Consider the following 13311-nt stretch of genomic DNA (forward strand, 5'->3'; position numbering starts at 1 on the left):
CTGCAAGGAGACAGCAATGAAGCGTTACCGCACCATGGTTGCCCTGCTGGCAGCCGCTGTCCTGATCCCCCTCGGAATCACCGCGCCGGCCCAGGCCGGCGGCAGTCCACCCGGCCGGTACGTCGCCGACCGCGACACCAAGATCGACGTGATGGGGGAGTGGGCCCACCCCGACGACGACACCAGCATCATCGGCCCCTGCGGTGTCTGGAACCAGCGCTACGGCACCAAGTGCGGCATCATCATGGTCACCCGCGGCGAAGGCGGCGGGAACTCCGCCGGCAACGAACTCGGGCCGGACCTGGGGCTGCGCCGGGAGAACGAGGACCGGGTCGCGCACTACCGGTCCGGCACGGTCGACATCTTCAACCTGGACCGGGTCGACTTCTTCTACAACCAGAGCGCACCGCTGACGCAGTACTTCTGGGACGAGGAGGAGACGCTGCGGCGCGTCACCCGGGTGATCCGCACGACCCAGCCGGAGATCTACGTCGGCTTCACTCCGACCCTGCAGGCCGGGCACGGGAATCACCAGCAGGCAGGGCGGCTGATCTGGGAAGGCGTGCTCGCCGCGGCCGACCCGACGAAGTTCCCCGAGCAGTTGTCGGGCAAGAACGCGCTCAGCACCTGGCAGGTGAAGAAGGTCTTCTCCGGCGGCAGTACCGCGGGAACCGGTGGCACTACCGCGGCCGCGAACTGCACGACCGGATTCGTCCCGAACCCTGGCACCAACCTCGACACGGTCGCCGGTGTGTGGACCGGCTACGACTCGCCGTACAAGTGGCCGGCCGGGAACCTGCAGGGCAAGCCGGTGGGTTCGGCGAAGATCTGGCAGCAGGTCGCGGACGAGGGCCGTGCGGCCTATCCGACGCAGAGTCGCGTGATGTACAAGGGCGATTCGGCGCCGGCCTGTTCGCGGTTCGGCATGACCCAGTCGTTCGTGCCGTTCCAGCCGAACACCCTGCCCGACGGTACTGCGAACCCCAAGGCGGGGCTGGACGACGCGATCCTGTTCGGCGCGACCAAGGCCGACCCGGGTGGTCTGCCCGAGGGCACGCTGGAGTACCTGACCTTCTCCCGCTTCCTCAACGTGGCCGGCGAGCCCTTCCAGGCGACACTGCACCTCAAGGGCTCCCTGCCGGCCGGACAGGCCGCACTGACCGTTCCGCCGGGCTGGACCGTGAGTGCGCCCCAGCAGGTCGGCAAGGTCTCCGACCAGAAGGAGACGACGGTGACGTTCACCGTCACGCCGAGCAGCACCGCCGCGGTCAACCAGAACTTCAAGATCTCCGCGCTCTTCACCAGTGGCGCGAAGTCCGGCTACACCGACAACGTCGTCCGGATCGTCTCTCCGACCGAAGGGCGCTTCCAGCGCTGGGGGAACTGGCAGGAGTACGACCAGTGGCTCGCGGACACCGCCCCGCAGGCGACTCGACTCGGCCGCTCGGGAGCGATCCAGTCCCTTGCCGTGGGCAAGACTCTGACCCTGCCGGTCGTGGTGCACAACTGGTCGAGTCAGCCGCAGAGCGGCACGGTGGGGCTGACGCTGCCCGCCAACTTCACGGCCGACGCGGTGTCGAAACCCTATCCGGGCTTGGCTCCTGGGGCTGAGACGACCGTGACCTTCCAGGTCACGAATACCGACACGGCCCTACCCGCGACGCAGAACGTGTCGATCCCGATCACGACGACGTACAGCGCGCCGGCCGGTTCGGGGAGCGAGACATTGACGTTGTCGTTGGTGCCTTCGACAACGATCGCGAAGGCGACCGCCACTCCGGTGGTGGACGGTACCGCGTCACCTGGTGAGTACGCCGGTCCGACGCTCGACCTCGGCCGGGTCTGGCAGGGTGCGGCCGGTTGCACGGGCGTCGACGACTGTGGTGTCTCCGCGACCGGCGACGGCAGTACTGCGAAGGTCAGCTGGTCCGACGACGCGCTCTACTTCTTCGTGCACGTCCGCGACGACTACCAGTCGTACGCGGTGACACCCGAGGAATGCGTCGGACACTGGCAGGCCGACTCGGTGGAGATCCTGCTCGACCCGCGAGGTAACGCCTCAGAGGTTCTGAAGGACACCGCGAACACCTTCAAGCTCGGCATCTTCCCGTTCACCAACGACCCGGCCAACCGCAACGGCAACGGCGCGAACGGTCCTTGCTGGTCCAGGGACGCCGACAACCACCAGGGCTACTCGACCGGGCCGCTCAGCATCGGCAACGCTCCCGGCGTCCAGGTGGCGACCAACGCGAGCTGGGTGGGAAGCAACGAGACCACGACGCCGCACGCGTACACCGGTGGCGGCTACGACCTCGAGGTGAAGATCCCGCTGGCCAACCTTCCGGCCGCCGTGGATCCCGCCCGTCTCGGTCTGAACATCACCCCGTACGACAACGACGACACGTCGGCTGCCGGGACGACGACGCTCCGGCACATCGACATGAGCACCAGGCTCGGCTGGTCCGCGCTCGGCTCGGTCCAGTCAGACCCCTACCGCTGGGGCAAGGCGTCCCTCACCGGCTACACCCCGCCGGCGGATCGCCCGACCACTCCCGCACCGCCGAACGTTTCCAACCCCAACCTGAACGGAGCCCTCTCCCCGCAGACGATCGCCCAGTCGGCGCGCAACGACGTACCGATCTCGGGCCGGGTGCCGACCACTCAGCTCAAGGTCCGTGACGTCGAGCTGAACAGGTCGTCCATCGACCTCGACATCTCGTCGGCCGGCGCAGGCACAGCACGCCTGTTCGCCTGGACCGGCCTGATCGGCGCGATCCCCGTCTACACCACCAGTTGCTCGCCTGAAGCCGACCCGGCGCCTGACTACGGCCTGACGCCCTGCGCGGTAACGGACGGCGGCTACCCCGCCTGGTCACCTGACATGAGTGGTCACGTCGTCAAGCAGGCGACCGCCCAGGTCACCGAGGACACCAGGCGCCTGTCCATCCCACTCACGGCGGCCCAACGCGCGCGGTTGGTGGCAGATGGGCGTCTGCTGATCTCGTTCGAGAACTCGCAGGACCAGGTCCAAGCATTCGACGTACGGCTGAAGGGGTAGTCGTCAGCCGGCAGTGAGGTCGAGGCCGTTGCCGTCTGGAGCGCGGAGCTTCAGACGGCCGGCCTCGATCGTGTAGGTCAGCTCGCCCTTCAGCGCGCCGAGCAGCGTCTGCTCCAGCTTGGCGGCGTCGCCGGTACAGGCCTTGCGGGTGGTGCTCAGCTCGCCGAAGGTGAGTTTGTCGCCGGTCCGGGCGACGACGCCCTGGAATTCGTTGCACCCGGTGGAGCCGGTGACGCGTTCGCCGCCGATGGTGAAGTGCGCCTTCTCCGAACCCGTCGAGTGCGACGCGGTCTCACCGGAGATCACCGTCTCCAGGGACCACTTCGTGCCGTCGAGGGGCCTGTCGGGATCGGCGGTCTCCCGGTCCTGGAGGACGAGCGCAGTACCGCCTTGGCTGACGGTGAGCTTGTCAGCCTCCAGTTTCCAGCTCGGCTCGCCCTGCAGGAACTTGGCGAACCAGTCGTCCTGCGTGTGCCGCGGGGGGTCGCAGCCCATCTCCGTGATCGCCAGATCCTTGACCGAGAGCTTCCCGCTGCTGGTGGCGACCTTGCCGCCCATCGAGTTGCAGCCGGCATTCGCCGTCAGCCGTCCGTCATCCATGAATTGCAGCTGGATCCGGGTGTTCGGCGCCAACTGCCTGGCCTTGCCGTCCTCGGTCACCGAGACCGACAGGAACGACTTCCCGTCCAGCGACTCGCCCGCGCCCGACTCACTCCCGCACGCGCCCAGCAACAACGCCAACCCGGCCGCCGGCACTGTCAGCAATCGCGTTCTCACACCCCTACGGACGCCAGTTGGCACCAGCGCGTTGCACGTTTTGGTAACGACCGGGTAACGTCTGGGCCTGCGCGAGCTACAGGGCCATCGGCGAACGTCGATCGGTCTGCCTCGACGAGATCCAGCCCAACCTGCTGCTGACTCACCGTCCAGGCCTCACTGGGGACCCAGAAGGACAACTGAGGGCCACTTTCGAGCGCTGGGGTGAGCAAGTTTCAAGCGTTGGGGGGAGCATGGTGACCCGTCTACCAGACGAGGAAATTACGCATGCCAAGCTCCATGGGAACTACCCGGGGCCGCGTCATCGCGGTATTCCTGGCCATCTCCGCGGTGATCGCCTTACCTGTCGCCGTGAACGCGGCGCAGGACGGCACCGCCGACGTGGCGAGCGCGGTTCCTGACCGCCCGAGCACCGGGCGGGTCGAGACCTGCGTGCTGGACAGCAACTCGGGCTGTACCCAGGCCCACGGCTTCGGAGTGAAGCCGTCAAGCATCGTCGCGATCGCCTCCGGTCCGTCGATCCTGTCCATCGACCCGCGCCTGACCACCGACACGACCTACCGCCTCCGGGTGACCCGCCACGACGGGAGCAGGTACCCGACCGGGCGGACCGTACGGTTCTCGGTGCACTACGACTTCGCGTCCGGCGACGCCACGCCGCCGCCGACCACGCCGCCGGTCAGCACGCCGCCTACGACGCCGCCGACGACACCGCCGGTCAGCACGCCGCCCACGACGCCGCCCACCACACCGCCCACGACGACGACACCGCCGGTCACGACGCCTCCGACGACGCCCACGCCGACCCCGACGAGTACGACGAGCCCGGTGAAGAACTGCACCAACCCGGTGTTCACCACCACCTCGACGAACAACCAGGGTGAAGGCCGGACGTTCGGCTCGTACTACGTCCACAACAACATGTGGAACAACGACAACGGCACCTACACCCTCGGCGCCTGCAACTACGACAACTGGTACGAGGTGGCCAAGCAGCCGGACGGCACCGCTGTCCGCGCCTACCCGAACGTGCACAAGGACTACGACGACGTTCCGCTGTCGCGGATCCAGTCGGCCCGGTTCGCCGCCAACACGCCGCGCTGCGCCGGCTGCATCTACAACGTCGCGTTCGACATCTGGATCAACAACAACTTCGACAACGAGCTGATGATCTGGACCGAGAACTGGAACCAGCGCCCGGCCGGCACCCAGGTCGGCACCACGACCATCGGCGGCAAGGAGTACCAGGTCTGGAAGTCCGGCGGCGTGAACAGCCCCGGTGGCATCTTCACCTACGTCTCGGTGACGCCGCAGCTGTCCGGCACGATGCCGCTGCAGCTGTTCTTCCGCGACCTCGAGGCACGCAAGTGGATCCCGGCCAATTCGACCACCTGGCAGGTGGACTACGGCGTCGAGATCTGTGACACCAACAACACGGAGCAGCGGTTCAACTTCACCGACTTCGCCATCACCGAGAGCTGATCGGCTACCGGTGTCCCGGGCCTCGCGGTCCGGGACACCGGTAGGACCCGATCAGTCGCGCAGGTGGCCTCCTAGAACATCGACCGCCCGTGCGACGTCGGCCTCGGTCGTGGACAGGTGGAAGGACAGGCGCAACCGGCCGGCCCGGACTGCGGCGACGATCCCGGCCGCTGCCATCAGCGCCGGTACCGCCTCGTCGGCGGCCGCGGACACGATCGCCGACGGCCGCTCGGGAGAGTCCAGGCCGATTTCCGCGCGGAACTGGTCCGCGAGGGTCGTCGCATGCCGATGGAGTGCCTCGGCGCCGACGTCGCGGATCAACTCGAGGGCGGGAGCGGCGGCGACCCAGGAGTGCCAGGCGGGGGAGAGGTCGAACCTGCGGGCGTCCGGAGCCAGTCGCAGGGGTGAGCCGTAGATGCTGTCCCACGGGTCGGCGCCGGCGTACCAGTTGGCGTTGATCGGGGTGAGCTCGTTGAGCAGTTCGGGTTGCACGGTGAAGAACGCGGTGCCGCGCGGTGCGAGCAGCCACTTGTAGCCGCCGGCAACAGTGAACGCGTACTGCGAGGCGTCGATCGGCAGCCAGCCCGCGGCCTGGGTGGTGTCCAGCAGAATCCGTACTCCGGTCGCCCGGAGCGCCTCCAGGTCCGCGACTCGCCCATCCGCCGACTGCACGGCAGACACCGCCACCAGCGCGGTCTCGGGACGAACCTCGTCCGCGAGCCGTTCCAGCGGCACCTCCCGGACCCGATGCCCGAGAGCGAAGAACGGGAAGGTGACGCTGGTGAACTCGCCTTCCGCGACGAGCACCTCGCCGCCGACGGGCAGCCACTGGGCTACCAGGCCGACGAAGCCCGATACCTGGCTCCCCGCCGCGATCAGGCTCGGCTCGGCACCCACCAGTTCCCCGTACGCCGCACGCGCGCGGCCGAGTGGTTCGTCGTACTCGACCGGGTTCGCCGTGCCGCCGCGCCAGTTGGTCAGCGCCTGCTCGAGTGCGTGCCAGCTCGTGCGCGGTGGTAGGCCGAAGGTCGCCGTGTTCAGGTAGACCACGGTCGGGTCGAACTCCTTCTGTGCTTGCTCGATGCTCACCATGAGCTCTACTTTCGGTCGTAGGCAAGCTCATGCGCTACGGCGTCTTTCTGAGGCTTGGTCAAAGAAATGCTTTGATAGAGGAATGAGTACTGAGCTGGATCCGCGGCGGTTGCTGATCTTTCGGGAGGTCGCGCGCCACGGCTCGCTGTCCGCGGCTGCCACCGCCCTCGGGTGGACGCAGCCGGCCGTCGGGCAGCACATGCAACGGCTCGAACGGGAGGTCGGTATTCCGCTGCTGCTCAGGTCGGTCCGCGGCATCACCCTGACCGAGGCCGGTACTGCGCTTCTCGCCCATGCGGATGCCTTGGCTTCCCGGCTCACCGCGGCTCGGACGGAACTGCAGGCGCTGGCTTCGATGCAGGCCGGCAGCTTGTCGGTGGTGGCGTTTCCCTCGGCGGCTGCTGTTTTGGTGCCACCCGCGCTCGCGCAACTGGAGGCCCGGGCGCCGGGGCTCGAAGTACGGCTGACGGAAGCCGAACCACCCGAAGCGCGCGCCCTCGTCACCGCAGGCGACGCAGACCTCGCCGTGGTCTTCGACCACGCCACCGGGGAAGCAGACAGCGGTGGTGATCTGGTGACGGTGCCGCTGCTTGAAGATCCTCTGCGGGCGGTGGTGCCGGCAGACCACCGGTTGGCTCGTCGGCGGCGGCCTGTCGACCTGGGGGACCTGGCGAGCGAGCGATGGATCGCCGGCTGCCCGCGTTGTGAGGAAAACCTCCTCTCCACCACCCGCGCTGCCGGGTTCGAGCCGGACGTTCGTCATCGAAGCGACGACTACGTGGTGGTGCAGCGGCTGGTGGCCGAAGGACTCGCGATCACCCTCCTCCCGGCGCTCGCCCTGCTGGCCGCGCCGAACGACGCCGTGGCCGTCCTCCGGGTACGAACCTCACCCCGACGACGGATCGGGGTCCTGCTCCGCACCGAACTGCTGCAGAGCGCGGCCGTCGTGGCAGGTATCGAAGCCCTCCGAGCGGTGGCCGATCAGACCGCCGGCCGGCTGGTCCACCTGTCGTAGGGTTCCAAGGTGACCGGACCTGGCTTGGTGATCTTCGACAACGACGGCGTGCTGGTGGATTCGGAGCGGCTGGCGAACACGATCCTGGCCGACCTGCTGACCGAGGCGGGCCTGCCGTACACGTTCGACGAGGCGGTCCGGGACTTCATGGGCGGCAGCATGGTGTCGATGCGGCAGCAGGCCGAGGTCAAGCTCGGGGCACCGTTGCCCGCGGATCTCGAGGATCGCTACCACCAGCGGCTGTTCGATGGATTCGCCCGGCTCCAGCCGGTTCCCGGCGTGCGCGAGGTGCTCGATCAGCTGGATGCCGAGGGCATCACCTACTGCCTGGCCTCGTCCGGGACGCACCGGCGGATCCACACCGCGCTGACGGCGGTCGGCTTCTGGGAGCGGTTCGAGGGCCGGATCTACAGCTCCGAGGACGTACAGCACGGCAAGCCCGCGCCCGACCTGTTCCTGTACGCGGCGAGCTCGATGGGGGTCAAGCCGACCGACTGCGTCGTCGTCGAGGACAGCCCGCTCGGCGTCGCCGCGGCCAACGCCGCGGGCATGAAGGTCTTCGGTTTCGCCGCCATGACGGCCGAGGAGAAGCTGGCCTCGGCGGACGCGATCTTCCACCAGATGACCGCCCTCCCCGCGTTGATTCGAGTCGCCTGAGAGACTGGAGAGGCTATGTCTGAGCCTCAAGAGCCCTCCAAGGTGCGTGCCGAAGCGGTTGTCGACCTCGATGCGATCCGCCACAACGTGGCCACGCTGCGTTCACGCCTGGCCTCGGCCAAGTTGATGACGGTACTGAAGGCCGATGCCTACGGCCACGGCATGCTCCCGGTCGCCGCGGCGGTCCGGGAGGCGGGAGCCGACTGGATCGGCGTCGCGGTGCTCGAGGAGGCGCTGCGGTTGCGCGCCGCCGGGGACAACGGACCGATCTTCTGCTGGCTGACCACCCCGGGCGAGCCGCTGGAGCAGGCCATCGCCGCGGACATCGACCTGTCCGCGGGCGCCCCGTGGGAGATCGACGAGATCGTCGCGGGTGTCGTCGACCGGCCCGCCCGGGTGCACCTGAAGATCGACACCGGGATGAGCCGCGGCGGTGCGGTGCCGGAGGACTGGCCGGCGCTACTGAAGGCCGCGCTGGCCGAGGAGAAGACCGGCCGGATCGAGATCACCGGCATCTGGTCCCACCTGGCCTCCTCCGACGAGCCGAAGAGCCCGGTGAACGAGGCGCAGGTGGCCGGCTTCCTGGCCGCGGTGGACGTCGCGGAGGCGCTGGGCGTCGACCCGCCGGTGAAGCACCTGGCGAACTCCGGCGGCACGCTGGCGCTGCCCGAGACCCATTTCGACCTGGTCCGGCCCGGCATCGCGACGTACGGGCTGTCCCCGTTCGGGCGCGCGCTGCCCTCGGACGAGCTGGGGTTGCGGCCCGCGATGACACTGCGGGCCCGGCTCGCGATGGTGAAACGGGTCCCGGCCGGCGCCGGCGTCTCGTACGGGCTGACCTGGACCGCGCCGAAGCCCTCGTCGCTCGGACTGATCCCGCTCGGGTACGGCGACGGCCTGCCGCGGCACGCCTCGAGCCAGGCCCCGGTCCAGGTCGCGGGCGAGCGTCGTACCATCGTCGGCCGGATCTGCATGGATCAGTGCGTGGTCAATCTCGACGACGACGACGCGGCGGCAGGCGACGAGGTCGTCCTGTTCGGGCCGGGTGTCGACGGGGAGCCGACCGCGGACGACTGGGCGGACGCCGCGCAGACCATCAACTACGAGATCGTCACCCGGCTGGGCGCACGGATTCCCCGCCGGTACGTCGACAGCGGGAGGTGACCGGCATGGCCAACGTAGGGCGCACTGCCGGCCTGATCGGCGCCGCGGTCGGCGTGCTCGCCGCGGGCGCCGCGGCCGGCGTCGCCGTCGAACGCCAGGTGATCGGCCGGCGGTCCGGCCAGCGCGCGCAGCTCGAGGCCGAGCCGTTCGGCTCGCTGCGCGGTACTCCTCACGTCTTCACCGCGGACGACGGCGTCGAGCTGTACGTCGAGGTCGACGCTCTGTTGCGGTCCCGCCGGCCCGAGCCGCCCGCCCAGCGCCCGCTGCGGCGGAAGGTGGCGCGTCCGCCCGAGGACCTGACACTGATCTTCCTGCACGGCTACGGGCTGAACATGGACTGCTGGCACTTCGAGCGCCGCGACCTGACCGGGATCGGCACGATGGTCTTCTACGACCAGCGCTCGCACGGCCGGTCCGGGCGGTCGCCGAAGGAGAACGTCAGCATCGAGCAACTCGGCCGCGACCTGTACGGGATCCTGAACGAGTACGCGCCGACCGGTCCGGTGATCCTGATCGGGCACTCGATGGGCGGCATGTCGATCATGGCGCTGGCCGAGCAGCACCCCGAACTGTTCGGGGACCGGGTGATCGGCGTCGGCCTGTGCTCCACCAGCGCGGGCGGTCTCGACCGGGTCCCGATCGCGTTGCCCGGCCGGGTCGGCATGATGGTCCGCGCGCTGGCGACGCCGACGGTCGCGGCGCTGGCCCGGATCCCCGACGTGGTCGAGCGCAGCCGGAAGGCCGGTACGGACATCAGCTACCTGCTGACCCGGAAGTACTCGTTCGGCTCCGAGGTGCCGCCGGCCTTCACCGAGTTCGTCAACGAGATGATCGCCGCGACCCCGATCTCGGTGATCGCGGAGTTCTATCCGATCTTCGCGCTGCACGACAAGTACGAATCCCTGGAGCCGTTGCAGAAGGTGGAGTGCGTCGTGATCGGCGGCGACTCCGACCACCTGACGCCGTTCGAGCACGCCGAGGAGATCGTCCGGCACGTGCCCGGCGCCGAACTGGTCGAGGTGAAGAACTGCGGGCACCTCGGCCTGATCGAGCATCATCGTGAGTTCACCGCAGCACTGCTCGGCATGATCGAGCGGGCCGAACTATCCCTGGGACAGACATGACCGACCTGCACGTGGTGGACGCGACCGCGGAGCACGTGGACCAGATCGTCGCGGTGATCCACCACGCCTTCTCCGCCCGCCGTACTCTCGACCCGCCGTCCACCGCACTGTCCGAGAACGCCTCCACCGTCGGCGCCGCTGTCGCCGCGCACGGTGGGCTGCTGGTGCTGATCGATGGCGTGCCGGCCGGAGCGATGCTCTACGAGGTCGACGGCGAGGTGCTCGGGCTGCGCCGGGTGTCGGTGAACCCGCGCTTCCAGGGCCGTGGCGTCGCTTCGGCGATGGTCGGCTGCGCCGAGGACGCCGCGCGGGCTCGTGGGTTGCGCCGGGTCCGGTTGATCGCGCGGGTGGAACTGCCGGACACGGTCGAGTTCTGGCGGCGTCGCGGGTATTCGGTGGTGTCCCGCGAAGGCCAGAATCTGATCTATGCGAAGGCGATGCCGATCTCGCTGACCGTTCCGACTGCTGAGGACATGCGGGCTGCCGGCGAGGAGCTCGCCGGGCAGTTGCGAGCGGGCGACGTACTGGTTCTGTCGGGCGATCTCGGTGCCGGCAAGACGACGTTCACTCAAGGCCTGGGCGCCGGCTTGAAGGTGCGGGGTGCCATCACCTCGCCGACCTTCGTGATCTCCCGTGTGCACCCGTCCCTGGCCGGCGGTCCCGCCTTGGTCCACGTGGACGCCTATCGACTGGGCGGCATCGCCGAACTCGACGACCTGGACCTGGACGCCAGCCTCGACGACGCCGTCACCGTCGTCGAATGGGGCCACGGCCTGGCAGAGACGCTCGCCCCGGACCGCCTGGACATCGTCATCACCCGAGGCGACAACGACACCGACGAAACCCGAGACCTGAGAGTGACTCCGGCCGGCCCCCGCTGGGCCGAGGCCGGCGTGCACCTGACCCCACCGACTGCGCGGACTGAGCCGACTCCATCGACTGCGCCGGCGCAGCCGGCGGCAGATCCGACGGTGGAGCCGGCGCGCGCGGCGTCCTCCCACCCCACCTCCTCCGCTCCGGCGGAGCCGGAGAGGAGCTAGCCGTGCTGCTTGCTTTTGATACCTCCAGTGCGGCTGTCACCGTGGCGTTGGCTGATCCGGTCAGCGGTGCTGTGGTGGCTTCTTCTTCCACTGTGGATGCTCTGCGGCACGGCGAGCTGCTAGCGCCTGCCATCGCCGACGCGTTGGCGACTGCTGGATGCTCGCCGCGGGATCTGACGAAGATTGCGGTCGGCGTGGGACCTGGCCCGTTCACCGGACTGCGGGTCGGGCTGGTGACGGCGCGGACGATGGCGGACATGCTCGGCATCGAGGTCGCCGGCGTCTGCAGTCTCGACATCCTGGCCCGCCAGTCCTCTCTCGCCCTGCCAGTCGCCGTCGCGACCGACGCGCGCCGCAAGGAGATCTACTGGGCCCTGTACGACGGCCCCGCGGCTGACGGCAGTCGGCGGCGGCTGGAAGGGCCGGCGGTGGATCGCCCGGCCGAAGTGGCTCACGTGCTGTCTGGCCTCCCCGTGATCGGCCGCGGCGCCGTGCTCTATGCGGAGGCGCTCGGAGTCGACACCGCCGACGTGATCGAGTACCCGTCGGCCGAGGTACTCGCGCTCGGAGTGGCGACCGGGACCCTCCCGGTGGTCGCTCCGGACCCGCTCTACCTGCGGCGGCCCGACGTAACGATGTCCGGTGGCCCCAAGAGCGTGCTGCCCAATTGACGTCCTCCCTGCCCCCAAGGGACGGGATTCCAACCCCTACGCAAAGGTAGCGAGTTGAGGTTCACGCTTCAGCGAGATCCGTGCCGGCGTCTCTCGGCGTGCGCTGACGGCCCGTCCGGCCGCGATGTTGACTGCTGCGTTCACGTCCGCGTTCGCCTGATGTCCGCAGCCCGCGCATCGGAAGACCGCTTGGCTCTCGCGGTTGTCCGGTGCGCGGTGCCCGCAGACGCTGCAGGTCTGCGACGTGTACGCAGGGTTCACTTTCTCGACTCGTCCTGCTGCTTTGTCCTCCAGCCGGGCCACCAGGCCGCCCCAGCCGCTGACCAGAATGCCACGGTTCAGACCTGCCTTGGCACGGCGACGGTTCGGCAGGTACCTACCTGGACGTTCGGGATCGGGTTTGGGCTTGGGGCGTCTGGTCATCTGCGCGATGCGCAGATCTTCCACCCGGATGACATCGAATCGTCGTGCAAGGTCGGTGCTCGTCTTCTCTACCCAGTCCTTGCGGCGATCGCGGGCACGGGCATAGAGCCTGGCGATCGCAGCCCTCACCCGCTGACGCCGGTTGGAGCCGCGACGGCAGCGGGACAGGCGGCGTTGCAGGTGCTTGCACCGTTCCTGTTCACGGTTCGACAGGCCGGGGCACGACAAGAGCTCACCGGTAGACAGGGCCGCCGAGACGGTGACGCCGCGGTCGACACCGACGACCTCGCCCGTACCCGGTGCGGGAATGGGCGGCGGGACCACGGCGAACGCGAGATGCCAGCGACCCACCCGGTCGCGGGTGATGCGGTAGGACTTCGCAGCGGGAATCGCGCGGGACAGCCGGAATCGTACCCAGCCGACCTTCGGCACGTTGACCGCGGCCCACGTCCGGTTCAGCTTCACTACCCGGGATGCCTGACCACCGACGATACGGAACCCCTCATGCAGGTCGGCCCGGCGCCACATCGGCCGCCGGTGGGTACCGGCATAGAAGTTCCTGACAGCTCGGTCGAAGTCCCGCAGCGCCTGCTGCTGCACGGTCTGCGAACCGGCCCGCAGCCAGCCGAACACGGCCCGCGCCGCCGTCAGTTGCCGGCATTGCTCCGCAAAGCTTGGCGTCGGTCTCTTGTCGCGTGTCCACATCGACCACTGCTCGAGCGCCAGGTTCCACACATACCGGGCATGCCTGCAGTGTTCCAGCAACGCAGCTTGCTGCGCGAGAGTCGGGTACATCCGGAACCGGGAC

At 68.8% G+C, this 13311-nt stretch carries 11 protein-coding genes; 8 read left to right on the forward strand and 3 right to left on the reverse strand.

The features are described 5' to 3' along the window. Positions 1-16: 16 nt before the first annotated feature. On the forward strand, positions 17-3058 hold the full coding sequence (locus ABD255_RS36340) for a sugar-binding protein (protein WP_344221326.1): 3042 nt from the start codon (positions 17-19) through the stop codon (positions 3056-3058). A gap of 3 nt (positions 3059-3061) precedes the next feature. Here ABD255_RS36340 and ABD255_RS36345 read toward each other — a convergent pair whose 3' ends face one another. Next, positions 3062-3835: an META domain-containing protein gene (locus tag ABD255_RS36345; RefSeq protein ID WP_344221327.1), complete on the reverse strand. Its 774-nt coding sequence runs from the start codon at positions 3833-3835 to the stop codon at positions 3062-3064. Between the two features lie 279 nt (positions 3836-4114). Here ABD255_RS36345 and ABD255_RS36350 point away from each other — a divergent pair, with 279 nt between their 5' ends. Further along, on the forward strand, positions 4115-5317 hold the full coding sequence (locus tag ABD255_RS36350) for a GH12 family glycosyl hydrolase domain-containing protein (protein ID WP_344221328.1): 1203 nt from the start codon (positions 4115-4117) through the stop codon (positions 5315-5317). 51 nt (positions 5318-5368) lie between these two features. Here ABD255_RS36350 and ABD255_RS36355 read toward each other — a convergent pair whose 3' ends face one another. After that, positions 5369-6409, reverse strand: coding sequence for an aminotransferase class V-fold PLP-dependent enzyme (locus ABD255_RS36355; RefSeq protein WP_344221329.1), 1041 nt, complete (start codon positions 6407-6409; stop codon positions 5369-5371). Between the two features lie 82 nt (positions 6410-6491). On the opposite strand from ABD255_RS36355, the gene ABD255_RS36360 reads away from it, so the two are divergent. From ABD255_RS36360 to tsaB, 6 genes are read left to right on the forward strand one after another with little or no spacing between them, the layout of a single operon-like run. Continuing rightward, entirely contained in the window at positions 6492-7424 is a 933-nt protein-coding gene (locus ABD255_RS36360) for a LysR family transcriptional regulator (protein WP_344221330.1), read from the forward strand. A gap of 9 nt (positions 7425-7433) precedes the next feature. Beyond that, a complete protein-coding gene (locus ABD255_RS36365) occupies positions 7434-8081 on the forward strand; it encodes an HAD family hydrolase (RefSeq protein ID WP_344221331.1) in 648 nt (215 codons plus the stop codon). Positions 8082-8096: 15 nt separating this feature from the next. After that, on the forward strand, positions 8097-9245 hold the full coding sequence (gene alr / locus ABD255_RS36370; protein ID WP_344221332.1) for an alanine racemase: 1149 nt from the start codon (positions 8097-8099) through the stop codon (positions 9243-9245). Between the two features lie 5 nt (positions 9246-9250). Then, positions 9251-10369, forward strand: coding sequence for an alpha/beta fold hydrolase (locus ABD255_RS36375; RefSeq protein ID WP_344221333.1), 1119 nt, complete (start codon positions 9251-9253; stop codon positions 10367-10369). Next, positions 10366-11409: a tRNA (adenosine(37)-N6)-threonylcarbamoyltransferase complex ATPase subunit type 1 TsaE gene (tsaE, locus tag ABD255_RS36380; protein ID WP_344221334.1), complete on the forward strand. Its 1044-nt coding sequence runs from the start codon at positions 10366-10368 to the stop codon at positions 11407-11409. Before ABD255_RS36375 ends, tsaE begins: the two co-directional genes overlap by 4 nt. 2 nt (positions 11410-11411) lie before the next feature. Continuing rightward, positions 11412-12080, forward strand: a complete 669-nt coding sequence (gene tsaB / locus ABD255_RS36385) for a tRNA (adenosine(37)-N6)-threonylcarbamoyltransferase complex dimerization subunit type 1 TsaB (RefSeq protein ID WP_344221335.1) — start codon at positions 11412-11414, stop codon at positions 12078-12080. 36 nt (positions 12081-12116) lie between these two features. Here the strand turns inward: tsaB and ABD255_RS36390 are convergent, their stop codons facing one another. Beyond that, a complete protein-coding gene (locus ABD255_RS36390) occupies positions 12117-13298 on the reverse strand; it encodes an RNA-guided endonuclease InsQ/TnpB family protein (protein ID WP_344221461.1) in 1182 nt (393 codons plus the stop codon). Positions 13299-13311: the final 13 nt, after the last annotated feature.

Source organism: Kribbella sancticallisti, assembly GCF_039530625.1.
Taxonomy (GTDB): Bacteria; Actinomycetota; Actinomycetes; order Propionibacteriales; family Kribbellaceae; genus Kribbella; species Kribbella sancticallisti.

What these genes read in the sequence shown, in the direction of transcription:
- ABD255_RS36340 (WP_344221326.1), top strand. Translation starts at nt 17, where the DNA reads ATGAAGCGTTACCGCACCATGGTTGCCCTGCTGGCAGCCGCTGTCCTG.
- ABD255_RS36350 (WP_344221328.1), top strand. Translation starts at nt 4,115, where the DNA reads ATGGGAACTACCCGGGGCCGCGTCATCGCGGTATTCCTGGCCATCTCC.
- ABD255_RS36355 (WP_344221329.1), bottom strand. Translation starts at nt 6,409, where the DNA reads ATGGTGAGCATCGAGCAAGCACAGAAGGAGTTCGACCCGACCGTGGTC.
- ABD255_RS36360 (WP_344221330.1), top strand. Translation starts at nt 6,492, where the DNA reads ATGAGTACTGAGCTGGATCCGCGGCGGTTGCTGATCTTTCGGGAGGTC.
- alr (WP_344221332.1), top strand. Translation starts at nt 8,097, where the DNA reads ATGTCTGAGCCTCAAGAGCCCTCCAAGGTGCGTGCCGAAGCGGTTGTC.
- ABD255_RS36375 (WP_344221333.1), top strand. Translation starts at nt 9,251, where the DNA reads ATGGCCAACGTAGGGCGCACTGCCGGCCTGATCGGCGCCGCGGTCGGC.
- tsaE (WP_344221334.1), top strand. Translation starts at nt 10,366, where the DNA reads ATGACCGACCTGCACGTGGTGGACGCGACCGCGGAGCACGTGGACCAG.
- ABD255_RS36390 (WP_344221461.1), bottom strand. Translation starts at nt 13,298, where the DNA reads ATGTACCCGACTCTCGCGCAGCAAGCTGCGTTGCTGGAACACTGCAGG.